The organism is Janthinobacterium sp. AD80, from assembly GCF_002878455.1.
Taxonomy (GTDB): domain Bacteria; phylum Pseudomonadota; class Gammaproteobacteria; order Burkholderiales; family Burkholderiaceae_D; genus Janthinobacterium.
Genome location: NZ_NRDQ01000011.1, coordinates 17,599 through 41,280 on the forward strand (window position 1 = coordinate 17,599; position 23,682 = coordinate 41,280).

The following is a 23,682-nucleotide window of genomic DNA, read 5'->3' on the forward strand; positions in this document are numbered from 1 at the left end:
ATGAACTGGCGAAAACCCACGACCGCACCGCGCCTGGGAGCGCGCGGTGCAAGGTCATGCAGGAACTACTGGCGATCTCAGGCAGCGATGGCCAGCGGATGATGCGTCGCTTCCGCCATGGCCATGCCACCGTTGAGCTGCCATGCCGCCGCATGGCCCAGACGGCGCAGGCAGGCGCTAGCGCGCGCGCTGCGGTTGCCGCTGCGGCAGAAAAAGACCAGCGGACGCTGCGGCTGCTGCAGCCAGGCGGCCACCTGCCCCGCCAGCCGGCTCAAGGGCACGCTGCGCACTTCGCAGCCGGCGAAAACGCCGCCGGCGCAAGCCGCATGTTCGTAGGCCTCGCGCACATCGACGAGGACGGCGTCGGGGTGCTGACGCAAAAAGGCCGGCAAGCCAGCCGCGTCGAGCTGCAGTTCGGCGGCGGGCGCCGCGCCGGCATGCATGGCGCGCGCGGTGCCGCAGATGGTGCCGTCGTCGTGCGCCGCGCACAGTATCGTGTCCTGTGTCACCAGGCCCGCATCAAGCAGCGAGGCGATGCGGTGCGGCGCCAGGGCGCCGGTGAAAGCGAAGCGTTGCTCCAGCAGGTAGACGTGCGTGTCGCCATATTCCACACGGCGCAGGCGCTGCTGTCCCAGCGCCAGTTCGCCGCTGGCGCCCAGGTCGCCCACCTGCTCGATGGACAGTTCCTGCAGCAGCGCCAGGCGTGCCGCGCCGTTGTCAACGGGCCGCGCCGTATGCACGATGGCGCGCAAATCGAGCTGCTGGCAACGGATGAAGGCGGCCAGGCGCGGCACCAGCGCGGCGGCGGGATCGATGACGACACAGGTGGCGCTGGCCGCGTCGCTGAGCAGCCAGGTGCACTGGCCGTCGACACTGAGCTGAATGACGCCGTCCTGCGCGCCGTCGTGCGGCGATGGCGCCAGTGCCGACGGCAGCAAGCAGCTGCTGCGCAATGCTTCGCCGCAGCGCTCGATGCGCGCGCAGGCGGCGTCAACCGTCGCCGCGTCGATCAGGGGGCCGAACGACAAACGGATGGCGGAACTGGCGCGCCACTGCGGCACGTGCATCGCTTCGAGCACATAACTGGGGAGGGCCTTGGCGGCGGAACAGGCGCTGCCCGAACTGACGCGCACGCGCGCGGCGTCGAACAGGTCCAGCAATTCCTTCGAGGACAGGCCAGGCACGGAAAAATTGAGCGTGGTCGGCAAGGACAAGTCGAACGGCATGTTGAAGACGATGCCGGGGAAGGCGTGCTCCAGGCTGGTCACCAGCTGCGCGCGGAACGCGGCCAGGTCGGCGTGGCTACGGAAGGTCGTGCCGTCTTCCAGCGCGGCCAGCACGGCGCCCAGCGCGGCGATGCCGGCCATGTTTTCCGTGCCCGAGCGCTGGCCAGCCTCCTGGCCGCCGCCCATCATCAGCGGCGTAAATGGCGCGCCGGCACGCACGTACAGCATGCCGATGCCCTTGGGCGCATACAGTTTGTGGCCGGAAAACGGCGCGTAATCGATACGCGTGGCGGCCAGGTTCAAGGCCAGCTTGCCCAGCGCCTGCACGCAATCGACCATCCAGTAGGCGTCCGCGCCACGCTGTCGCAGCAGCTGGGCGATGGCCGACAAATCGCTGATGACGCCCGTTTCATTATTCGCCGCCATGGTGCACAGCATGGCGGCGTCGCCGATCAGCGCACCGAGGGCCTGCAGATCGTGGCGCCCGTGTGCATCGACGGGCAGCTTGCGCACTTCCAGGTTCAGGCCCAGCAGACGATTCCAGTGCGCCAGGCTTTCCGGCACGGCCTTGTGCTCGGTGGCGCCATACAACAGCAGGCTGCCGATGCGCTGGCCCGCATCGCGCCGCTCGCGCAGCGCGCACAGGGCGGACAGCACGGCCGTCTGGATGCCCTCGGTGGCGCCGCTGTTGAACATCAATCGCCCCTCGCCCGCGTCCAGCAGGCGGCGCGCCCGCTGGCGCACGCCATCCATCATGGCCTTGGCCTGCAAGCCCGTCGCGTGGGTGCTGCTGGGGTTGCCAAAGCCCTGCTCCATCGCCTGTCTGGCGGCGGCAACGGCGGCAGGCAGCACGCAGGTAGTGGCATTGCTGTCGAGGTAGATTTCTTGCATGATGGCAGTCCGGGCATTCTATAAAAAGGGGCAGCGCTAGCGGCTGAAACATATCTACAGTCTAGCGGCAGCGGCCCATGAAGATATGCCAAACAATGCTGCAAATACGCTACCATGCAGCATGTACATGCTACAAAAATGGAAAATAGCGAAATGAATTCCCCTAACGCCTCCCTCGACAAATTCGACTGTGCCATCCTGGCCGCCCTGCAGCAGGACGGCACCCTGTCGATCGCCGCCCTCAGCGAGAAGATCGGCCTGTCCAGCACGCCCTGCTGGAAGCGGGTCAAGCGGCTGGAGGAAGACGGCTATATCGAAAGCCGCGTGGCCATCGTCAACCGGCAAAAAGTGGGCTTGCCCGTCACCGTCTTCGTCAGCGTGCGCACGGGACAGCACGATGAAAAATGGCTGCGCCGCTTTGCCGCCGCCGTCATCGTCTTGCCGGAAGTGCAGGAATTTCACCGCATGAGCGGCGACATCGATTACCTGCTGAAAGTCGTCACCACCGACATCAAGGGCTACGACACGTTTTATAAAAAACTCATCAAGGCGGCACAGCTGACGGGCGTATCGTCCGCCTTTTCCATGGAGCAGATCAAGTGCAGCACGGAACTGCCGCTGGAATTGATCGCCCACGGCTTGCCGGCCTGACGGATTTCCCCGCAGGGCGCGCAAGCATGAAAAAACGCCATGATTGACTGTTTTTCACGTTGCCGCAATGCAACATGAATGAGCGGTAAGCAGCATTGGTGCGGCGGTGCGCGCGGCGCGGCCGGTATACTGGCACCTTGCCTGCCCGCTTTTCTGCCTAATATTGTGCAGGCCATCCTCCAAGGTCTTTCATGTCTCTGCTTCGCCGTCTCTCCATCCAGAAAAAACTCCTGTTCAGCATGGGCTTGTGCCTGCTGCTCTTTATGGCGATCTCGTCTTTTCTCAGCGTGCGCATGAGCAGCGATTACGTGCGCGAACGCGTCGTCGGCCAGGAATTGCCGGCGCAGGTGGGTGAAATCCGCAACGACGTGCTGCGCCAGATCAGCCAGCCCCTGTCCGTGGTGCAAACCATGGCCAACGATGTTTACCTGCAGGACTGGGAAGATGCGGGCCTGCCCGACAGCGGCATCGCCACCTTCCAGCGCTACGCCAAGGTCGTCAAGAAAAAGAACAAGGCCGCCTCGATCAACTGGGCCTCGGCCAGCACGGGCAAGTATTTCACCACGGACGGCTTGCTGCGCACCCTGGACAAGAACCAGGCTGCCGACCAGTGGTTCTATGGCTTGCTGGCCGGCGACAAGGCTTACACGCTCGACATCGACAAGGCGGAAAACTCCAGCGACCTGATGCTGTACCTGAATGCGCGCGGCCAGACGGCGGGCGGCAAGCAGATCGCCGCCGGACTGGGCCTGTCCATCAATGCGCTGGCCGAAACCATTCGCAGCTACAAGATCGGCCAGACTGGCCACGTCTATCTGGCGCGCGCCAACGGCATCGTGCTGGTGCACCGCGATACAAAGCTGGCCGACGGCAAGCATGCATTGAAGGATCTGCCCGGCTTTAGCGAAGCCTTGAGCAAGAGCCTGTTGACGGGCAACAAATATGTCTCCGCCATCTACGACGCGCCGGCCGGGCGCCAGTTCGTCGCCGCCTCCTTCGTGCCGGAATTGAATCTGTATGTGATGGCCGAAGTGCCGGAAACGGAAGTGCTGGGCAATGTCACGCGCTCGGCCCTGATCGCCGCGCTGATCGCTGGCCTGGTCGGCGGCGGCATCGCCCTGGTCATCATTTACGTGATCAGCCGCGCCATCGCCGCGCCCGTCGCGCGCGCAGCCGGCATGCTCAGCGAAATCGCCAGCGGGAATGGCGACTTGAGCCGCCGCATGCCCGTCGAATCGGAGGACGAAGTCGGCGCGCTGGCCGCCGCCTTCAACCGTTTCGTCGCATCGCTGAACGTGACGATACGCGAAGTTCGCGACAGTACCGGGGCCATTGCCAGCGCATCGAGCCAGATCGCTTCGGGCAACCTGGACCTGTCGGCGCGCACGGAAGCCCAGGCATCAAGTCTGGAAGAAACGGCGGCGGCCATGGAAGAACTCACGTCGACCGTGAAACAGAATGCGGACAATGCGCGCCAGGCCAACCAGCTGGTGGTGTCGGCCTCGGGCCACGCCGTCAAGGGTGGCGACGTGGTGGGGCAAGTGGTGCAGACGATGGGCGAAATTACCGAAAGTTCGCGCAAGATCGCTGACATTATCGGCGTCATCGACGGCATTGCCTTCCAGACCAATATCCTCGCCCTGAATGCGGCCGTCGAGGCGGCGCGCGCAGGCGAACAGGGTCGCGGCTTTGCCGTGGTGGCCACCGAGGTGCGCAACCTGGCGCAGCGCTCGGCGGCGGCGGCGAAGGAAATCAAGGACTTGATCGTCGATTCGGGCAGCAAGGTGGAAGCAGGCAGCAAGCTGGTCGACTCGGCCGGCGCCACCATGCAGGACATCGTCGTCTCCGTGCAGCGCGTCGCCGACCTGATGGGAGAAATCGCCTCGGCCAGCCAGGAGCAAAGCCAGGGCATCGCGCAAGTCAACGCCACCGTCACGCAGATGGATGATGCGACCCAGCAAAATGCGGCCCTGGTGGAAGAAGCGGCAGCCGCGGCCCAGTCACTGCAGGATCAGGCCGGCCGGCTGGCGCAGGTGGTCAGCGTGTTCAAGCTGGAAGAAACGGGACAGGCAGCGCAGCCAGCGGCCAGCCGGCCCACGCCGCCCAAGGCTGTGCGTGCGTCGATCGCCACCACGCGCACGCCGGCCGCGCCGGGCAGCGATGCATGGGAAGAGTTTTAAGGCTGCCGCTTCACGTCATTACATCGCGGGCGCCTTGACGCTGGCCGCCTGCTTGAAGAAGTCATAAATGCCGCTCTCGCTCATGCGGCGCGCATTCGCCAGTTCGCCGCCCTTGGTGGCATACAGCACCTGGTTGTTGTCGCTCGACACCAGCACGGCGGCCGGAATGCCCTTCTTGAGCGGGTTGCCATAGGCGTGCGCCACATCGAGGTTATGGTCGAAATTGCCCACGTCCACCTTGACCACCTTGAACTGCTGCTGCATCAGCTCCGCGTTCTTGCCTTCCTTCAAGGCCCGGTCGAGCGCGCGGCAATCCTCGCACCAGTTGGCGCCAAAGATCAGCAGCACGGGCACGTGGGCAGCCTTGGCCTCGGCCAGCGCATGGGCCACGTCGGCCTTGGCATCGGCGGCCGCGTTGTACGGCAGGTGCGGCGTGGCGACGGGATTGCTTGGTGTTGGCGCGGCAGCAACAGCGGTGCCGGCCAGCAGCACACTGGCGAGAACGGTAGAAAGGATGGAAGCGCGCATGCGGAACTCCTGTGAAATAAGCGTGAGGCCAACTGAACAGATGCCAGCAGGCATGGCCATTTAGAATATGCCTGCCTACAGGAAATATCCACAATTTAATTGCACTGTGCTTATACGAAAAACGCATAAGCAAGACCAGGAGCATGCATTGACCAAGCAAAACCAGCTGCCGCAACCACTGTGGAGCGCCGCACGCATGCTGCGCAGCGCCTTCCCGCCCGGCATCCCCGACACGGCGTATGGACCCGTGCTGGCCTTGTTATATGAACACTTTTCCGACCGCCATCTGGCACAGCTGATGGCGGACGCCACGGGCAAGGATGCGGCGCGCGTGCTCAATGACATCCATGCGTGTGCCGGCAGCAAGCCCGGCACCGCCGCCACCGACAGCATCAGGGAACTGCTGAACCAGCACGGCCTGCAGGCCGTCTGCGCGGAAGATTGATACCGGCAGGATGGGCACTTGCCGGCAGCAAAACGGCACGCATGGGATAATGACGGGCTTAACCGAGCAACGCGTCTGGAACGCGCCCTCCCCATCATGACGACATCTTTCCTGGCACGCTGGCTGCCGCAACCGAACAACGGCAGCCGCCGCGAACAGGCGCGCGCCTGCGCGGGCGCCATCTGCGGCTTGCTGCTCACTGGCCTCATCTGCCATTTCCTGCTGGCGCCCGACAGTGCCAGCGTCTACCTGATCGCCCCCATGGGCGCCTCGGCCGTACTGCTGTTCTGCCTGCCTGCCAGCCCCCTGGCGCAGCCATGGTCGGTGGTGGGCGGCAATGTGGTGTCCGGCCTGGTGGGCGTGGCCTGCGTAAAATGGCTGGGGCCCAGCGTGGGCGTGGCGGCGCTGGCCGCCTGCCTGGCCATCGGCGCGATGTTCGCCCTGCGCTGTTTGCACCCGCCGGGCGGCGCCGTGGCGCTCACCACCGTGGTGGGCGGCGCCAGCGTGCATGCGGCCGGCTTTGAATTCGTCTTCATCACCGTACTGTTCAATTCCGCCGTGCTGGTCGCTTGCGCCGTGCTGTACAACAACCTGACGGGACGCCGCTATCCGCACATCCAGCAACTGGTGGCGCCGCATCCGCACGCCACCAAGGATGACTTGCCCAGCGCGCGCCTGGGCTTTTCGCCGGACGATCTCGATGCCGTGCTGCGCCAGCACGGCGAAGTGCTGGACATCAGCCGCGATGATTTGCAGGCCATCTTTTTGCAGACGGAAATGCGCGCCTACCAGCGGCGCTTCGGCGTCATCACCTGCGCCGACATCATGTCGAAGGACGTGCTCAGCGTGGAATTCGGCACGCTCTTGGATGTTGCCTGGCGTACCATGCGCGAGCACGAGGTGGGCGCCCTGCCCGTCGTCAACCGCGCGCGCCGCGTCATCGGCATCATCACGCAGACGGATTTTTTGCGTCATGGCGGCCTCGACGATTACCAGGGCATGCGCCAGCGCCTGCGCAGCCTGCTGCAGCGCAGCGGCCTGTCGCATACCGACAAGCCGGAAGTGGTGGGGCAGCTGATGACGCCGTCACCGCATACGGCCCGCCTGGGCACGCCCATCATCGACCTGGTGCCCCTGATGGCCGACGCCGGCTACCACCATATTCCCATCCTCGATGACGAAGAGCGCCTGGCCGGCATCATCAGCCAGTCCGACCTGATGGCGGCCCTGTACGAAAGCCGCTTTGCCGAGGCCGCCGCATGACGGCGTTCCAGGCGCTGCTGACCGGCCCCGATGGCGGTCCGGCCGGCACGCCCGTCAGCGCGCATTTCTTCGGCAGCCAGCTGGCCGTCGATGCGCCCCGGCGTCACCGTTGACGTCGGGCAGCTGATCGTCAGCGTGGGCGGCGTCGATGGCCCGGAACTGTTCCTCAACTGGCTCGACGGCCAGGGCCGGCAAGCGTCGCTCAAGCCGCTGGCAGCCGGCGACATCGCCATCGTCCTGAACGAGGCGCCGGCCGCGCTGCAGCCGCAGCTGCAGCGCCTGTGGAACGAGCGCCAGCGCAACCGCCGGCAAGTGTCGGGCTGGCTGGCAGCCTTGACGGGCGCGGGCGTCGTTGCCGCCGCCTTGCTGTGGTGGCAAGGCGGCAATGCCATCGGCGCGCTGGCCGGCCTGATTCCCCTGTCGACGGAAAAGCAGCTGGGCGAGCTGGCCCTGGCGCAGGTGCGCGCGCAGGGCGGCATCGTCGAGAAGGGGGCCGCGCAGCAGACGGTGCAGGACATCGGCCAGCAACTGACGGCCGGCTCGCGCTACTCCTACCGCTGGCTGGTCAAGAACGATGAGAGCGTCAACGCGTTTGCCATGCCCGGCGGCATCATCGTCGTGCATACGGGCTTGCTGCGCCAGGCGGCCGATCCGGGCGAGCTGGCCGGCGTGCTGGCGCATGAAGTGCAGCACGTGGAACAGCGCCATTCGCTGCGGCAAATGATCAGCAGCCTGGGCTGGGGCGCGCTGGTGGGCGTGACCATCGGCGATATCAGCGCCGTGGCCGCCATGCTGGCGCACCAGGCCGGTACCCTGTATTTCAGCCGCGACATGGAAGAAGAAGCCGACCGCCTGGGCTTGCTCGCCCTGCAGCGCGCGCAGATCCGTCCCGATGGCATGCTGCGCTTTTTCCAGAAGCTCGATGACAAGGACCAGGCGAAGGTACCGGGCTGGATTTCCTCGCACCCGCAGACGGCGGCGCGCGCGCAGCAAATCCGCAGCCTGATCGCCGCCACCCCCTGCCCCGCCTGCCGTCCCTTGAGCAGCAGCCACTGGCAGGGCATGAAAGCGGCCCTGCCGCCTACGGCAAAATAGCAACATTCCTCTCGTACAATTTATCCAAACGCAGCAGGCAATCGCGTATGCTTACGCCCCGGCTGCTCCTTCGCGACCGGCCACCCCGACTCCGCTACGCCCCGTTCATTCCCTCCTTACAAAGGACATCGCGCATGAAGCATCGTATTGCCGCCGGCACCCTCGGCACCCTGGCCGTCTCCCTGCTACTCGCCTACGCGCCCATGGCGCAAGCGGCCCCGGCCGCAGCCAAGGCCGCCGTCGCGCCCGCCGCGCCTGCCACCAGCGCGCCACAAGCCAAACAGCAGCTGCAAGTGCTGGCCGACCAGTACTACGATGCGCTGGCCCGTTTCGAGCCGATCGGCGCCACCGAAAGCGGCGACAACCGTTTTGACGACCAGATCGGTTCCGCCATCGTGCCTGCCGCGCGGGCAAAACAGTTTGCGTTGTATCACCAGTACCAGAAAACCTTGCGCGCCATCGCCCGCGCGCAGCTGTCGCAGCAGGACCAGATCAACTACGACATTCTCGACTATGAACTGGCGACGGCGCTGAGCTTCGAGCGCTTCCCCGAACACCTGCTGCCGCTGAACCAGATGGACAGCATGCCCGTCACCCTGGCCAACTATGCGGGCGGCGAGGCATCGCAGCCGCTGACCACGGTCAAGGAATACGACGCTTACCTGAGCCGTATCGGCCAGTTGCCGGGCTGGATCGACCAGGCCATCGCCAACATGCAAGTCGGCATGCAGAAGGGCATCGTGCTGCCGAAAGCGCTGACGGAATCGGCCTTGCCGCAATTTAAAAAACTCGTCAGCGCCACGCCGCAGGACAGCGTTTACTACACGCCCATCAAGAACTTGCCTGCCAGCTTTTCCGCCGCCGACAAGGCGCGCCTGACGCAAACCTACACCGTCATCATCGAAGCCAAGCTGATGCCGGCCCTGCAGCGCCTGGCCACCTTCATGGAACGCGACTACCTGCCGGCGGGCCGCAGCAGCAGTGGCTGGAGCGCCCTGCCCGATGGCGCCGCCTGGTACCAGGCGCGCGTGGCCAGCAGCACCACCACGGACATGCAGCCGGAACAGATCCACGCCATCGGCTTGAAGGAAGTGGCGCGCATCCAGGAACAATACGCCATCGTCGGACCGAAGATGGGCTACAACGGCCCGGCCGCCGGCTTGCCCGTGTGGGTCTCGCAGCAGGCGAAATACCGCCCGTTCAAGACGGACCAGGAAGTGCTGGACGTCTACCGCAAGATGAACGTGCTGCTTGACAGCAAATTGCCCGCCCTGTTCACCTTGGTGCCGAAGGCGCCGCTGGACTTGCGCCTGGAACCTGAACTGAGCCGCGACACGGCCGCCGACCACTACACGGCGCCGGCCGCCGACGGTTCGCGTCCGGGCGTTTTCTGGTCTGTTGTCACGGATCCGACACTGTATGGCGACACGGGCATGACCACCCTGTTCCTGCATGAAGGCAAGCCTGGCCACCATTTCCACCTGGCGCTGGTGCAGGAGATGGACTTGCCGAACTTCCGCCGCTTCGGCGGCAACAATGCCTTCACGGAAGGCTGGGCCCTGTACGCGGAAACCCTGGGCAAGGAAATGGGCCTGTTCGACGATCCGGCCCAGTATTTCGGCCACCTGAACGACGAGATGCTGCGCGCCGTGCGCCTGGTGGTCGACACGGGCTTGCACACCAAGGGCTGGACGCGCGAGCAGACCATCAAGTACATGCGCGATACGCTCGGCTACGACGCCGTGGCCAGAAGCGAGACGGAACGCTACATGGCGTGGCCGGGCCAGGCGCTCGGCTACAAGATCGGCGCCCTGAAAATCGTTGAACTGCGCCAACGCGCGCAGCAGGCGCTGGGCGACAAGTTCAGCCTGCCGAAGTTCCACGAAGTGGTGCTCGGCGATGGCACCCTGCCGTTGAAACTGCTGGAAGCCAAGGTCGACCGCTGGATCGCGCAGCAGAAGTAAACGCACCAAGTACGCTAGCCCGGTAAGCTAGCCCGTTCTGCAATAGCGGCGGCCCCAGCCAGGGCCGCCGCTTTTTTTCGCGCCGATACTTGATCTGGCACAGAAGCGTGCATAAAACAGCGCATCCCACGCACGCCTGCCGGAACGCCTGCCAGACAACGCTGCCTAATTCTCACACACAGAAGGGAGGCAGCATGCAAAACGAAGACAGGAGCGACGGCGCCACGGCGCGTCCGCCAACATGGCAACAGCAGCCGGCCATGCCGGCGGAAACATCCGCCGCATTCGAGAATGGGCACGACGGCATTCTTCATTACACCAGCGCGCGGGGTCAGCCGGACGGGCACATGCAGCGGCACATTCCCCAGGAGCGCGCGCGCGGCAACACGGCCATGATCAGCGCGCTTGGCTGGCTCAGCATCGGCCTGGGCCTGGCCCAGCTGCTGGCACCGCGCAGCCTGGCGCGGGCCAGCGGCCTGACGGGTGTTTCCCCCCTCTGGATACGCGTCATCGGCCTACGCGAACTGGCCTGCGGCGTGGGCCTGCTGCGTGGCGAGACCCGTCCGGCATGGCGCTGGTCGCGCGTGGCTGGCGACGCCATGGATCTGTCGCTGCTGGGCGTGGCCATGACCAGCCGGCGCAATGCGCGCGCGCGACTGGCGACCACGGCAGCGGTGGTGGCCGGCGTGACGGCCATCGACTATCTCGCCAGCACGCAGCTGGCGCCGCGCAAGCTGAGCGAACTGCCGGGACCTGGCGAAGAGGGGCTGGCGCTGCAAAAGAGCGTGATCGTCAACCGCTCCGCCGATGATTGCTACCGCGCCTGGCGCGACCTGGAAAACCTGCCCCGCTTCATGCCCGGCCTGCAGTCGGTGCAGGTGATCGATGCGCGCCGCTCGCGCTGGAACAGTGTCGAGGGCGTCTGGATAGGCGAACTGACGCAAGAGCGTCCGGGCCAGGGCATGCGCTGGCGCGCGGCCGAGAACCATGCGGAAACGGGCGCGCTTGAACTGGCGCCGGCGCCAGGCGGGCACGGCACGGTGGTCACCCTGCAACTGCACATGCAGGCGCCCGTCGGCAAGGCAGGCGCAGCCATCGCCGGCCTCTTCAGCCAGGCGCCCGCCTACAAGATCGACACCACCTTGCGCCGCTTCAAGCAGTGGATGGAAACGGGCGAAGTCAGCACCACAGAGGGCCAGCCATCGGGCAAACGCAGCTTCAAGACGCGGCTGCTGGACAAGGCTGCAAACAAGGCTGGCAACAACGCCGGCAACAAGGCACATGCTGCCGGTACGCAAACGAACGGAGGTCTGTCATGAAAGCCAATTGCTGGCACGGCAAGCGCGACGTGCGGGTCGAGCAGGTGCCCGATCCCGCCATCCTCAATCCGGGCGACGCCATCATCAAGGTCAGCTCCACGGCCATCTGCGGCTCCGACCTGCACCTCTACAATGGCGTCGTGCCAACCATGGAGCAAGGCGACATCCTCGGCCATGAGTTCATGGGCGAGGTAGTGGAAGTGGGTGCCGCCGTGCGCAAGCTCGAGGTGGGAGACCGGGTCGTGGTGCCGTTTCCCATCGCCTGCGGACGCTGCTTTTTCTGCGAACAGCAGCTGTATTCGGTGTGCGAGAACTCCAATCCGAACGCCTACATGGCGGAAAAGATGTGGGGCCACTCGGGCGCCGGCATCTTTGGCTATTCCCACCTGACGGGCGGCTACGCGGGTGGCCAGGCGGAATACGTGCGCGTGCCCTTCGCGGACGTCGGCCCCATCAAGGTGCCGGACGAGCTGAAGGATGAACAGGTGCTGTTCCTCTCGGACATACTGCCGACCGGCTACATGGCGGCCGAGGCCTGCGACATCGCACCGGGCCAGGTGGTGGCCGTGTGGGGCTGCGGCCCCGTGGGACAGTTCGCCATCCAGAGCGCCCTCCTGCTCGGCGCGGAGAGGGTCATCGCCATCGACCATTATCCTGAACGACTGCGCATGGCGCGCGAACTGTCCGGAGCGGAAACCCTGCATTTCGATGCGGTGGACGTGCCCGATGCGCTGCGTGAAATGACGGGTGGACGGGGTCCCGACGCCTGCATCGATGCGGTCGGCATGGAAGCCCACGGTTCCGGCATCAGCTATCTCTACGACCGCCTCAAGCAAACGATGAAGCTGGAGTCGGACCGTCCCACGGCCTTGCGCGAAGCCTTGATGGCTTGCCGCAACGGCGGCGTGGTCTCGGTGCCCGGGGTCTATGGCGGCTTCAGCGACAAGATTCCATTCGGCTCCATCATGAACCGTTCACTGACCATCAAGACGGGGCAAACGCATGTGCAGCGCTACATGCAGCCCCTGCTGGAACGCATACAGCGGGGCGAACTTGATCCCGGCGCCATCATTTCCCATCATCTGCGCCTGGACGAAGCGCCGCATGGCTACGACATCTTCCAGAAGAAACAGGAGCAATGCATCAAGGTGGTGCTGCATCCGGGACAGTAAGCGCCTTGTCCGGACCGCATGGCGCGAACCTGCGGACGCCGGCTAAGCCTGGCCTGGCGCCGGCAGCCTATCAGACCAGCAGCGCGGCGCTCATCGAACGCACTTCCTCGTTTGATTCGGCCAGGATGCTTTGCAGGGTCTCGTTGTCGATAATGAAATCGATGACGGAGTCGGACGGCGTGAGCATTTCCACGAAAGTCGCCTGCAGTGGCGAGGCCACGGGCGAGAGTTGCTTGGCCAATAACAAGGTGTCGAGCAGGGAGTCGGGCGGGATGGACAGCAAGCCGTCGCGCAAGCCCTCGATGGCCTCGCTAACGGCCAGCGGAATCAGCAGCTTCTTCATGACTTCGCGCGAAATGATCTCTTCGGCCGATTCCATCCAGTGGTCGGCGTCGTCATCGAGCAGGCCGGGAAACTCGTCGGCGCGCGACAGCAGGTAAAAGCCGCCTACTTCATGCACGATGCCCGCAAACAGGGCGGTATCGGGATCGACGTTGGTGATGCGGCGGGCAATCACATGCGCCAGCGCCGCCACATGGGCAGTATGTTCCCACAGCTGGGTCGCCTTCTGGCGCAGCACGGGATCGATGATCTTGCTGCCGAACTGGCGCACCACCATGGCCGCCACCAGCGCATACAAGTTGCGGTAGCCCATGCGCATGACGGCGGCGCGTACGCTGGTCACGGGCGGGGCGTCGCCGCGGCTGTAGACGGCCGAGTTGGCCAAGGCCACGGTGCGCGCCGCCAGCAGCGGTTCGGCCAGGACCAGCTTGATCGCATGGTCAATATGGCAGTCCGGTTCGGCCAGGGCCAGTTGCAATTGCAAGGCGGAATTCACGCTGGTGGGGAAGGTCAGTTCTCCCCGCACCGCCTGGGAAACGATCAAGCCAAACGCCTGTAATTTATTCATCATACGATCAATCCGCCTCAGATATTATTCCAGCAAACAATTTCACTTTATAGCAGAAAGTGTTTGCCAGGCCAGTCCGCTTAAAAAACAGCTGGCATGCCATTTGGCTGCAAGGTGTCGTCTTTTAATGCCAATGCCTGCAACTCCGTTTCATCGCCAATTACAAACAGCTTAGGCTGCTGCAATACCTGCAGCAAGAATGGCTGGCCTTCGCGCAAGCGGCGCCGATAATCGGCCAGCGTATATAAGTTGGGATTGATTTTACGCCGCAAGGTTCGCTCGGCCGGAGCCAATCCCGTTAATAAATCACCGTAATTGGCTTCCTCGCCAATCAGCAGCAGGTCGACGGCACTGCCCGGCAAATCCTGTCCTTTCGCCATGGCGCCATACACGAAGGCCAGCTGCAGCTGCGCGCGCAGCGGCGCCAGGGTGGTGCTGAGCACACCGACCAGGCCAAAGGTCTTTTGCACCAGGCCACTCAACTCCGGATATACCAGACTTTCCTTGTTTGGCCAGAAGCGCCGCACATTGCCGATGCGCTCGGACGTGATCAGGCCCGACTCGTGCAGACGACGCAACTCGCGCTGTGCCGAAGCGCTGCCCAGGCCAGTCAGGCGCATGATCTCGTTCAAATGAAAGCCTTCATTCACGCGGACAAAGAGCAATCCCAGCAGTTTCTGCTGGGCGGGAGTAAACAGGGCTTGGGCAATCATGCGCCAAATCTTAGCATGAATAAACTGGAAACTGGCGCGTCAGCGGGAATCGCCGGCCATGGCGCAACAGTGCGACACCACGTCGTTTCTCCCTCAACCGCGCCTGAGCGCGCCGCGCCAAAAACGCCGAACGGTGGCGGCGTCACATGGTCAAAAAACTTGCAGCGCCATGCGCGCTTGTAAGCGCTCACTGCGCATACCGCGTCTGGCCGCAAAGCACCACGTTTCAGCATGCAACATGGGCCGGCAGCATCCGATAAACGCGCGGATATATTGCCGCCAATAAGCTGTCGCGATGCGCAAACCGCTTGTCCATTTTATTGAACTTTTCATTAATACATTCTCACAATGAAATTCCATCAGCATCGCCAATTACATAATCTCAATGTTCAATTTATGGATAAGCCGTCTTTACCCAATTGATCCATCTTTTATCAAATGGCCGTCCTGAAAAGCGAATGCCAAAGCACTTCCCTCTCTTTGCGTGCGCGCCGAAAGGTTTTAACAGCGCACATAAAAAAACGGCACCAGGAATTTCTCCCTGATGCCGTTTCTGTCAACTAGCAGCGTGCTTGATTACGCTTCGTCGCCGTGGTATTGCTGGATTTCGATGGCGCGCAAAGCTTCGGTGGTTTCACCGGCCAGTGTGGGTTTATCGGCGGCAGCAGTGCTTGCCGCTCTTCCACCTCCCACGCTTCCTTCTCTTTGCGTGTGCGCCGAAAGGTTTTAACCGCGCACATAAAAAAACGGCACCAGGGATTTCTCCCTGATGCCGTTCTTGTCAGCTAGCAGCGCAGATTACGCTTCGTCGCCGTGGTGTTGCTGGATTTCGATATCCTGGAGCGCTTCGGCAGCTTCGCCAGCCAGCGAGGCTTTCTCTGCCAGCAGCAGTGCTTGACGCTCTTCCACTTCCCACGCTTCTTTCTCTTTGCGTGCGCGGTGGAAGGCCAGGCCCGTACCGCCAGGAATCAGACGACCGACGATGACGTTCTCTTTCAGGCCGCGCAGACCATCGCGCTTGCCCATGATCGCCGCTTCGGTCAGCACGCGGGTGGTTTCCTGGAACGATGCGGCCGAGATGAACGAATCGGTCGACAGCGATGCCTTGGTAATACCCAGCAAGACGTTCTCGTAGGTCGCAGGAATCTTGTTCTCCGACGTCACGCGATCGTTCTCGTCCAGCAGTTCCGAACGCTCTACCTGCTCGCCAACGATGTAGTTGGTGTCGCCGGCATTGACGATCTGAACACGGCGCAGCATCTGACGCACGATCACTTCGATGTGCTTGTCATTGATCTTCACGCCTTGCAGACGGTACACGTCCTGCACTTCGTCAACGATGTAGCGTGCCAGCGCTTCGATACCCAGCAGGCGCAGGATGTCTTGCGGATCGGCCGGGCCGTCCACGATCATCTCGCCCTTGTTCACGACTTGGCCGTCATGCACCAGCACTTGTTTGTCCTTGGTAATCAGGAACTCATGCTTGTTGCCGTCCATGTCCGTGATTTCCAGACGCTGCTTGCCCTTGGTTTCTTTACCGAACGCAACCGTACCCGTGACTTCCGCCAGCATACCGGCATCTTTCGGCGAGCGCGCTTCGAACAGTTCCGCAACGCGTGGCAGACCACCGGTAATATCGCGCGTTTTTTGCGATTCGGTCGGGATACGTGCCAGCACTTCACCCACCGATACCTGTTGACCGTCCTTGACCATGATCAGCGCGCCGACCTGGAAGCCGATCGCCACCGAGTGTTCGGTGCCGGCGATCTTGACTTCTTCGTTCGCGTCGTTGATCAGCTTGACTTGCGGACGCAGGGTCTTGGTCAGCGAACCGCGACGTTTCGCATCGATCGCCACCAGGGTGGACAGACCGGTCACTTCGTCGACCTGACGGGCTACGGTGACGCCTTCTTCGACGTTCTCGAAACGCACTTGACCGGCGTATTCGGTAATGATCGGACGGGTCAGCGGATCCCACGTTGCCAGGGCCGTACCGGCCTTGATGACCATGCCGTCCTTGACGATCAGGGTCGCACCGTACGGTACTTTATGACGCTCACGCTCACGGCCATGGTCGTCGGTAATCAGCACTTCGCCGGAACGGGAAATGACGATTTGCGCGCCCTTGCCGTTCGTCACGTAACGCATGGTTGCCGTGAAGCGGATGGTACCGTTCGACTTGGCTTCCACCGACGATGCCACTGCCGCACGCGATGCCGCACCACCAATGTGGAAGGTACGCATGGTCAGCTGGGTACCCGGCTCACCAATCGACTGCGCTGCCACCACACCGACGGCTTCGCCGGCGTTGACCAGCATGCCGCGGCCCAGGTCGCGGCCATAGCACTTGGCGCACAGGCCGAAGCGCGTGTCGCAAGTCAGTGGCGTACGGACCTTGACTTCATCGATGGACAGACGCTCGATCTCTTCGACCATGTCTTCGTCCATCAGGGTACCGGCGTCATACAGGGTTTCCTGGGTTTCAGGATTGACGACGTCATGCACCACCACGCGGCCGAGGATACGGTCACGCAACGGTTCGATGACTTCACCACCTTCAACCAGGGCCTTCATGACGGTACCGTTCATGGTGCCGCAATCGTCCTCAATCACCACCAGATCTTGCGTCACGTCCACCAGACGACGCGTCAGGTAACCGGAGTTCGCCGTTTTCAGCGCCGTATCGGCCAGACCTTTACGTGCACCGTGGGTCGAAATGAAGTACTGCAAAACGTTCAGACCTTCGCGGAAGTTCGCGGTAATCGGCGTTTCGATAATCGAGCCATCCGGTTTGGCCATCAGACCACGCATACCGGCCAACTGGCGAATCTGGGCTGCGGAACCGCGCGCGCCGGAGTCGGCCATCATGTAAATGGCGTTGAACGATTCTTGCGTCGACTTGGTGCCATCGCGGCGGATCACGTCTTCGACTTTCAGCTGGTCCATCATGGCCTTGCCGACTTCATCGGAGGTCTTGCCCCAGATATCGACGACCTTGTTGTAACGTTCGCCGGCGGTCACCAGACCCGAAGCGTATTGCTGTTCGATCTGCTTGACTTCCGATTCGGCCGTCGCGATCAGGGTGACTTTTTGAGGAGGTACCAGCATGTCGTCGACGCAGATCGAGATACCGGCGCGTGTCGCCAGGCGGAAACCCGATTGCATCAGTTTGTCTGCGAACACCACGGTGGCGCGCAGGCCGCACTTGCGGAACGACGTGTTGATCAGCTTGGAAATTTCTTTCTTTTTCAGCGCGCGGTTCAGGACGGAGAACGGCAGGCCTTTAGGCAGAATTTCCGACAGGATCGCACGGCCGATCGTCGTTTCGTAACGCGTTACCGTCTTCTCGAATTCGCCCGTTTCGGCGTTTTTCGGGTACTCGGTAATACGCACGGTAACGCGGGTCGTCAGTTCGACTTCCTTGTTGTCGTAGGCGCGGATCACTTCCGATACGTCAGGGAACATCATCCCTTCGTTCTTCGCATTGATCGCTTCGCGGGTCGCGTAATACAGACCCAGCACGATATCCTGCGAAGGCACGATCGACGGTTCGCCGTTCGATGGGAACAGGATGTTGTTCGATGCCAGCATCAGGGTGCGTGCTTCCATCTGCGCTTCGATCGACAGAGGAACGTGGACCGCCATTTGGTCACCGTCAAAGTCGGCGTTGAATGCGGCGCAAACGAGCGGATGCAGCTGGATGGCCTTGCCTTCAATCAGCACTGGCTCGAACGCCTGGATACCCAGACGGTGCAAGGTAGGTGCGCGGTTCAACATGATCGGATGTTCACGGATCACGTCTTCCAGGATGTCCCACACGACCGGCTCTTGAATCTCGACCAGCTTTTTAGCGGCCTTGATCGTCGTTGCCAGGCCCATCAGTTCCAGTTTATTGAAAATGAATGGCTTGAACAGTTCCAGCGCCATCAGTTTCGGCAAGCCGCACTGATGCAGTTTCAATTGCGGGCCCACGACGATGACCGAACGACCGGAGTAATCGACGCGTTTGCCCAGCAAGTTTTGACGGAAACGGCCGCCTTTACCTTTGATCATCTCTGCCAAGGACTTCAGCGGACGCTTGTTGGCGCCGGTCATCGCTTTGCCGCGACGGCCGTTGTCCAGCAGCGAATCGACCGCTTCTTGCAGCATGCGCTTTTCGTTGCGCGTGATGATCTCTGGAGCGCGCAGCTCCATCAGGCGTTTCAGACGGTTGTTACGGTTGATGACGCGGCGATACAGATCGTTCAGATCCGAGGTCGCGAAACGGCCGCCATCCAGCGGTACCAGCGGACGCAGTTCCGGCGGCAGCACTGGCAGCACTTCCATGATCATCCAGTCAGGCTTGATGCCCGAACGTTGGAACGCCTCCAGCACTTTCAGGCGCTTGGCGTATTTCTTGATCTTCGCTTCGGATTTCGATTCCTTCAGTTCCACGCGCAGGGTTTCGGCATCGCGGTGGATGTCGATCGAGCGCAGCAGTTCACGGATACCTTCGGCGCCCATGAAGGCGGTGAAGTCGTCGCCGTACTCTTCGTACTTGGCGGCGTAGTCGTCTTCCGACATGATCTGGCACTTCTTCAGCGGGGTCATGCCTGGATCGGTCACGACGTATGCTTCAAAGTACAGCACGCGTTCGATGTCCCGCAGGGTCATGTCCAGGACCATGCCCAGACGCGACGGCAGCGATTTCAGGAACCAGATGTGCGCGGTAGGCGAAGCCAGCTCGATGTGGCCCATGCGCTCGCGGCGCACTTTGGCCAGCGTCACTTCGACGCCGCACTTTTCGCAGATCACGCCGCGGTGTTTCAGGCGCTTGTACTTGCCGCACAGGCATTCGTAGTCCTTGATCGGGCCAAAGATCTTGGCGCAGAACAGGCCATCGCGTTCAGGCTTGAAGGTACGGTAGTTGATGGTTTCCGGCTTTTTGACTTCGCCGTAGGACCACGAACGGATTTTCTCAGGCGAAGCGAGACCGATCTTGATTGCATCGAAGGTCTCGTTGGTCTGTACTTGCTTGAATAGATCGAGCAGTGCTTTCATGTATCACTCCAGAGGTGATTAAATTTCTATATTCCTGAGACTACATTGCCCGGCATGGTTTCCCAGCCGGGCTTTGTACTACTCACACCAAATGACAGATGGCTGTCTTTTAGTTGCGTTCGAGGTCGATATCGATACCCAGCGAACGGATTTCCTTGACCAGCACGTTGAACGATTCCGGCATGCCGGCGTCGATCACGTGGTCGCCCTTGACGAGGTTCTCGTACACTTTGGTACGGCCATTCACGTCATCGGACTTGACCGTCAACATCTCTTGCAAGACATACGACGCGCCATACGCTTCCAGTGCCCAGACTTCCATCTCACCGAAACGCTGGCCACCGAACTGGGCTTTACCGCCCAGTGGCTGCTGCGTTACCAGCGAGTAAGGACCGGTCGAACGCGCATGCATCTTGTCATCGACCAAGTGATGCAGTTTCAGCATGTGCATGACGCCGACAGTGACCTTGCGCTCGAACGCTTCACCGGTGCGACCGTCATACATGGTCACCTGGTTCTTCGAAGCGGTCATGCCCAGGTTCTTGGCGATGTCGTCCGGATACGCCAAGTCCAGCATGCGGCGAATCTCTTCTTCATTGGCACCGTCGAACACTGGCGTAGCGAATGGAACACCTTTTTTCAGGTTTTCCGCCAGCTTCATGATCTCTTCGTCGTCGAAGTTATCCAGCTCTTCGGCACGGCCGTTGTCGTTGTAGATCGTCGTCAGGTACTTGCGCACTTGCTCGACCTTGGTTTGCGCCTTCAGCATTTCGCCGATGCGGATACCCAGACCCTTGGCAGCCCAGCCCAAGTGAGTCTCGAGAATCTGACCAACGTTCATCCGCGAAGGAACGCCCAGCGGGTTCAGCACAACGTCGGCTGGCGTGCCGTCGGCCATGTATGGCATGTCTTCCACAGGAACAATACGGGAAACCACACCCTTGTTACCGTGGCGACCTGCCATCTTGTCGCCCGACTGCAGGCGGCGTTTCACGGCCAGGTACACCTTGACCATTTTTTGCACGCCTGGTTGCAGCTCGTCGCCTTGCGTCAGTTTCTTGCGCTTCTCTTCGAAGGCCAGATCGAACTGGTGACGCTTCTCGTTGATCGATTCCTTGATCGCTTCCAGCGCTACCGCTGCATCGTCGTCCGCAGGGCGGATGTCGAACCAGTGGTATTTATCCAGATCGGCCAGGTATTCCTTGGTGATCTTGGCGCCTTTGGCCAGCTTTTTAGGGCCGCCGTTGACAACTTTGCCGATCAGCATTTTTTCCAGACGCTGGAAGGCATCGCCTTCGACGATACGCATCTGGTCGTTCAGATCCAGACGGAAGCGTTTCAGTTCGTCATCGATAATTTGCTGGGCACGCTTGTCGCGCACAATGCCTTCACGGGTGAAGACTTGCACGTCGATCACGGTACCGATCATGCCCGAAGGCACGCGCAGCGACGTGTCTTTCACGTCCGAAGCTTTTTCGCCGAAAATCGCGCGCAGCAGCTTCTCTTCCGGGGTCAGCTGGGTTTCGCCCTTCGGCGTCACTTTACCAACCAGGGTGTCGCCGGCTTGCACTTCGGCACCGATGTAGACGATACCGGATTCATCCAGACGAGCCAGCTGGTTTTCAGCCAGGTTCGAGATGTCGCGCGTAATTTCTTCCGCGCCCAGTTTCGTGTCACGAGCCACCACCGACAACTCTTCGATGTGAATCGAGGTGTAGCGGTCGTCCTTGACGACGTTTTCCGAGATCAGGATCGAATCTTCGAAGTTCAGACCATTCCATGGCATGAAGGCCACGGTCATGTTCTGGCCCAGCGCCAATTCACCCAGGTCGGTCGATGCGCCGTCGGCGATCACGTCGCGCTTGGCAACACGGTCGCCCACTTGCACGATAGGACGCTGGTTGATGTTGGTGTTCTGGTTCGAACGGGTGTACTTGATCAGGTTGTAGATGTCGACGCCCACTTCACCAGCTTGCGCTTCGTCATCGTTGACGCGAATCACGACACGGCCCGCATCGATGTAATCGACGATACCGCCACGCAAGGCTTGCACGGTGGTGCCCGAGTCGACCGCAACGGTGCGTTCGATACCGGTACCGACCAGCGCTTTTTCCGGACGCAAGCAAGGCACAGCCTGGCGTTGCATGTTGGCGCCCATCAATGCACGGTTCGCATCATCGTGTTCGAGGAACGGAATCAGCGAGGCAGCGACGGAAACGATCTGGCCCGGCGCCACGTCCATGTACTGGATGCGCTCTGGGGATACCAGGATGGTTTCGCCGGCTTCACGGGCCGAGACCAGTTCATCGGACAGCATGCCGGCGTCGTTGATGGTCGCATTCGCCTGAGCGATGATATAGCGGCCTTCTTCGATGGCGGACAGGTAGTCGATCTGATCGGTAATCTTGGAACCTTCGACCTTGCGGTACGGGGTTTCCAGGAAGCCGTATTCATTCAGGCGGGCATACAGAGCCAGCGAGTTGATCAGACCAATGTTCGGACCTTCCGGTGTCTCGATCGGGCAGACGCGGCCGTAGTGGGTCGGATGCACGTCGCGCACTTCAAAGCCGGCGCGTTCGCGTGTCAGACCGCCGGGTCCCAGAGCCGATACGCGGCGCTTGTGGGTAATTTCCGACAGAGGATTGGTTTGGTCCATGAACTGCGACAGCTGGGACGAACCGAAGAACTCGCGAATCGCGGCCGAAATCGGCTTCGAGTTGATCAGGTCGTGCGGCATCAGGTTGTCCGCTTCGGCTTGGCCGAGGCGTTCCTTGACGGCGCGCTCAACACGCACCAGGCCGGCGCGGAATTGATTCTCTGCCAGTTCGCCCACGCAACGTACGCGACGGTTACCCAGGTGATCGATATCGTCGACTTCGCCGCGGCCATTGCGCAGTTCCACCAGGATCTTGATCACGGCCAGCACGTCTTCGTTCGACAGGGTCATGGCGCCCGTCAGTTCATCGCGGCCAATGCGGCGGTTGAACTTCATGCGGCCCACGGCCGACAGGTCGTAGCGGTCCGAGTTGTAGAACAGGCCATTGAACAGCGCTTCAACGGAGTCTTCCGTTGGCGGCTCGCCTGGACGCATCATGCGGTAGATCGCCACTTTCGCAGCCATCTGATCGGCGGTGTCGTCGATACGCAGGGTTTGCGAGATGTAGGCGCCCTGATCCAGGTCGTTCGTGTACAAGGTCTGGATTTCGGAAATGTTGGCATCGCGCAGGCGGCCCAACAGATCTTCCGTCAGCTCATCGTTCGCGGAAGCGACGACTTCACCGGTGTCGCCATCGACGATATTCTTCGCCAATACGCGGCCCAGCAGGTAGTCTTCCGGTACGGAAATGTGCTTGATGCCGGCAGCTTCGATATCACGCACGTGCTTGGCGTTGATACGCTTGTCTTTCAGCACCAGGGTCTTGCCCGACTTGTCGACGATGTCGAAACGCGCCACTTCGCCGCGCAGACGCTCGGAGACGAATTCCATCTCCGCGCCTTCGGAGCGCAGGTTGAAATTGTCGAAGACGAAGAAGTTCGCCAGGATTTGCTCATGCGACATGCCGATGGCTTTGAGCAGGATCGTCACTGGCATCTTGCGGCGGCGGTCGACGCGGAAGAACAGGATGTCTTTCGGGTCGAACTCGAAGTCCAGCCACGAACCGCGGTAAGGAATGATACGCGCGGAGAACAGCAGTTTACCGGACGAGTGAGTCTTGCCGCGGTCGTGCTCGAAGAACACGCCAGGCGAACGGTGCAACTGGGAAACGATCACGCGCTCCGTGCCGTTGATCACGAACGAACCGGTGGTCGTCATGAGCGGCAATTCGCCCATGTAGACTTCCTGTTCCTTCATCTCTTTGACGACGGGCTTGGTTGGCGATTCCTTGTCCAGGATCACCAGGCGCACTTTCGCGCGCAGCGGCGACGCGAACGTCAGGCCACGTTGTTGACATTCTTTGACGTCAAAGGCAGGATCGCCCAGAACGTACGACAAGAATTCGAGACGCGCAAAACCATTGTGCGAAACGATAGGGAAAATCGAGGTGAAAGCCGACTGCAGGCCATCATTCTTGCGGCCGGACGGTGCTATGTCCTCTTGCAAGAAGCTATGATAAGACTCGAGCTGGGTCGCCAGCAGGAACGGAACGTGGTGAACGTTGGCGCGCTTCGCGAATGATTTGCGAATGCGTTTCTTCTCAGTAAATGAGTAGTGCATGGACACTCCGTGAGTGACAGAAAGGATAGAAAATTCAGGTTTTGCAAGTGTTCGTTTGCACCGCTGCGT

Annotated in this window: 14 protein-coding genes; 8 read left to right on the top strand and 6 right to left on the bottom strand. The window is 61.7% G+C overall.

The genetic code is table 11. The features are described from left to right. Positions 1–77: 77 nt before the first annotated feature. Positions 78–2,117: an aminotransferase class V-fold PLP-dependent enzyme gene (locus tag JaAD80_RS02890; RefSeq protein ID WP_102292799.1), complete on the bottom strand. Its 2,040-nt coding sequence runs from the start codon at positions 2,115–2,117 to the stop codon at positions 78–80. Positions 2,118–2,270: 153 nt separating this feature from the next. On the opposite strand from JaAD80_RS02890, the gene JaAD80_RS02895 reads away from it, so the two are divergent. Beyond that, a complete protein-coding gene (locus JaAD80_RS02895; protein ID WP_070223410.1) occupies positions 2,271–2,768 on the top strand; it encodes an Lrp/AsnC family transcriptional regulator in 498 nt (165 codons plus the stop codon). Between the two features lie 191 nt (positions 2,769–2,959). Next, positions 2,960–4,948, top strand: a complete 1,989-nt coding sequence (locus tag JaAD80_RS02900; protein ID WP_102292800.1) for a methyl-accepting chemotaxis protein — start codon at positions 2,960–2,962, stop codon at positions 4,946–4,948. An 18-nt stretch (positions 4,949–4,966) separates the two neighbouring features. Here the strand turns inward: JaAD80_RS02900 and JaAD80_RS02905 are convergent, their stop codons facing one another. Next, on the bottom strand, positions 4,967–5,476 hold the full coding sequence (locus tag JaAD80_RS02905; protein WP_219726773.1) for a co-chaperone YbbN: 510 nt from the start codon (positions 5,474–5,476) through the stop codon (positions 4,967–4,969). A gap of 148 nt (positions 5,477–5,624) precedes the next feature. Here JaAD80_RS02905 and JaAD80_RS02910 point away from each other — a divergent pair, with 148 nt between their 5' ends. From JaAD80_RS02910 to JaAD80_RS02935, 6 genes are all read left to right on the top strand, one after another. Further along, a complete protein-coding gene (locus JaAD80_RS02910; protein ID WP_180979267.1) occupies positions 5,625–5,921 on the top strand; it encodes a DUF3349 domain-containing protein in 297 nt (98 codons plus the stop codon). 96 nt (positions 5,922–6,017) lie between these two features. Further along, positions 6,018–7,184, top strand: a complete 1,167-nt coding sequence (locus JaAD80_RS02915) for an HPP family protein (protein ID WP_102292802.1) — start codon at positions 6,018–6,020, stop codon at positions 7,182–7,184. 90 nt (positions 7,185–7,274) lie between these two features. Further along, a complete protein-coding gene (locus tag JaAD80_RS02920; RefSeq protein ID WP_180979268.1) occupies positions 7,275–8,279 on the top strand; it encodes a M48 family metallopeptidase in 1,005 nt (334 codons plus the stop codon). 134 nt (positions 8,280–8,413) lie between these two features. Continuing rightward, the gene (locus JaAD80_RS02925) at positions 8,414–10,243 is read left to right on the top strand and encodes a DUF885 family protein (RefSeq protein ID WP_102292804.1); all 1,830 of its coding nucleotides are present in this window, start codon (positions 8,414–8,416) and stop codon (positions 10,241–10,243) included. 194 nt (positions 10,244–10,437) lie between these two features. Further along, positions 10,438–11,562: an SRPBCC family protein gene (locus tag JaAD80_RS02930; protein WP_102292805.1), complete on the top strand. Its 1,125-nt coding sequence runs from the start codon at positions 10,438–10,440 to the stop codon at positions 11,560–11,562. Continuing rightward, the gene (locus JaAD80_RS02935; RefSeq protein WP_102292806.1) at positions 11,559–12,734 is read left to right on the top strand and encodes a zinc-dependent alcohol dehydrogenase; all 1,176 of its coding nucleotides are present in this window, start codon (positions 11,559–11,561) and stop codon (positions 12,732–12,734) included. Before JaAD80_RS02930 ends, JaAD80_RS02935 begins: the two co-directional genes overlap by 4 nt. 70 nt (positions 12,735–12,804) lie before the next feature. Here JaAD80_RS02935 and JaAD80_RS02940 read toward each other — a convergent pair whose 3' ends face one another. From JaAD80_RS02940 to rpoB, 4 genes are all read right to left on the bottom strand, one after another. After that, entirely contained in the window at positions 12,805–13,644 is an 840-nt protein-coding gene (locus JaAD80_RS02940; RefSeq protein WP_102292817.1) for an HDOD domain-containing protein, read from the bottom strand. Between the two features lie 80 nt (positions 13,645–13,724). Further along, positions 13,725–14,357, bottom strand: coding sequence for a transcriptional regulator (locus tag JaAD80_RS02945; RefSeq protein ID WP_102292807.1), 633 nt, complete (start codon positions 14,355–14,357; stop codon positions 13,725–13,727). Positions 14,358–15,155: 798 nt separating this feature from the next. Continuing rightward, positions 15,156–19,397 (bottom strand): DNA-directed RNA polymerase subunit beta', encoded by a 4,242-nt coding sequence (rpoC, locus tag JaAD80_RS02950; protein ID WP_102292808.1) that lies wholly within the window; start codon positions 19,395–19,397, stop codon positions 15,156–15,158. 109 nt (positions 19,398–19,506) lie between these two features. Further along, complete coding sequence (gene rpoB, locus JaAD80_RS02955; protein ID WP_102292809.1) at positions 19,507–23,613, bottom strand: DNA-directed RNA polymerase subunit beta; 4,107 nt, start codon at positions 23,611–23,613, stop codon at positions 19,507–19,509. Between the last annotated feature and the right edge of the window lie 69 nt (positions 23,614–23,682).

What these genes read in the sequence shown, in the direction of transcription:
- rpoB (WP_102292809.1), bottom strand. Translation starts at nt 23,613, where the DNA reads ATGCACTACTCATTTACTGAGAAGAAACGCATTCGCAAATCATTCGCG.
- JaAD80_RS02890 (WP_102292799.1), bottom strand. Translation starts at nt 2,117, where the DNA reads ATGCAAGAAATCTACCTCGACAGCAATGCCACTACCTGCGTGCTGCCT.
- JaAD80_RS02930 (WP_102292805.1), top strand. Translation starts at nt 10,438, where the DNA reads ATGCAAAACGAAGACAGGAGCGACGGCGCCACGGCGCGTCCGCCAACA.
- JaAD80_RS02900 (WP_102292800.1), top strand. Translation starts at nt 2,960, where the DNA reads ATGTCTCTGCTTCGCCGTCTCTCCATCCAGAAAAAACTCCTGTTCAGC.
- JaAD80_RS02905 (WP_219726773.1), bottom strand. Translation starts at nt 5,476, where the DNA reads ATGCGCGCTTCCATCCTTTCTACCGTTCTCGCCAGTGTGCTGCTGGCC.
- JaAD80_RS02895 (WP_070223410.1), top strand. Translation starts at nt 2,271, where the DNA reads ATGAATTCCCCTAACGCCTCCCTCGACAAATTCGACTGTGCCATCCTG.
- JaAD80_RS02920 (WP_180979268.1), top strand. Translation starts at nt 7,275, where the DNA reads ATGCGCCCCGGCGTCACCGTTGACGTCGGGCAGCTGATCGTCAGCGTG.
- JaAD80_RS02945 (WP_102292807.1), bottom strand. Translation starts at nt 14,357, where the DNA reads ATGATTGCCCAAGCCCTGTTTACTCCCGCCCAGCAGAAACTGCTGGGA.
- JaAD80_RS02935 (WP_102292806.1), top strand. Translation starts at nt 11,559, where the DNA reads ATGAAAGCCAATTGCTGGCACGGCAAGCGCGACGTGCGGGTCGAGCAG.
- JaAD80_RS02940 (WP_102292817.1), bottom strand. Translation starts at nt 13,644, where the DNA reads ATGAATAAATTACAGGCGTTTGGCTTGATCGTTTCCCAGGCGGTGCGG.
- JaAD80_RS02915 (WP_102292802.1), top strand. Translation starts at nt 6,018, where the DNA reads ATGACGACATCTTTCCTGGCACGCTGGCTGCCGCAACCGAACAACGGC.
- rpoC (WP_102292808.1), bottom strand. Translation starts at nt 19,397, where the DNA reads ATGAAAGCACTGCTCGATCTATTCAAGCAAGTACAGACCAACGAGACC.
- JaAD80_RS02925 (WP_102292804.1), top strand. Translation starts at nt 8,414, where the DNA reads ATGAAGCATCGTATTGCCGCCGGCACCCTCGGCACCCTGGCCGTCTCC.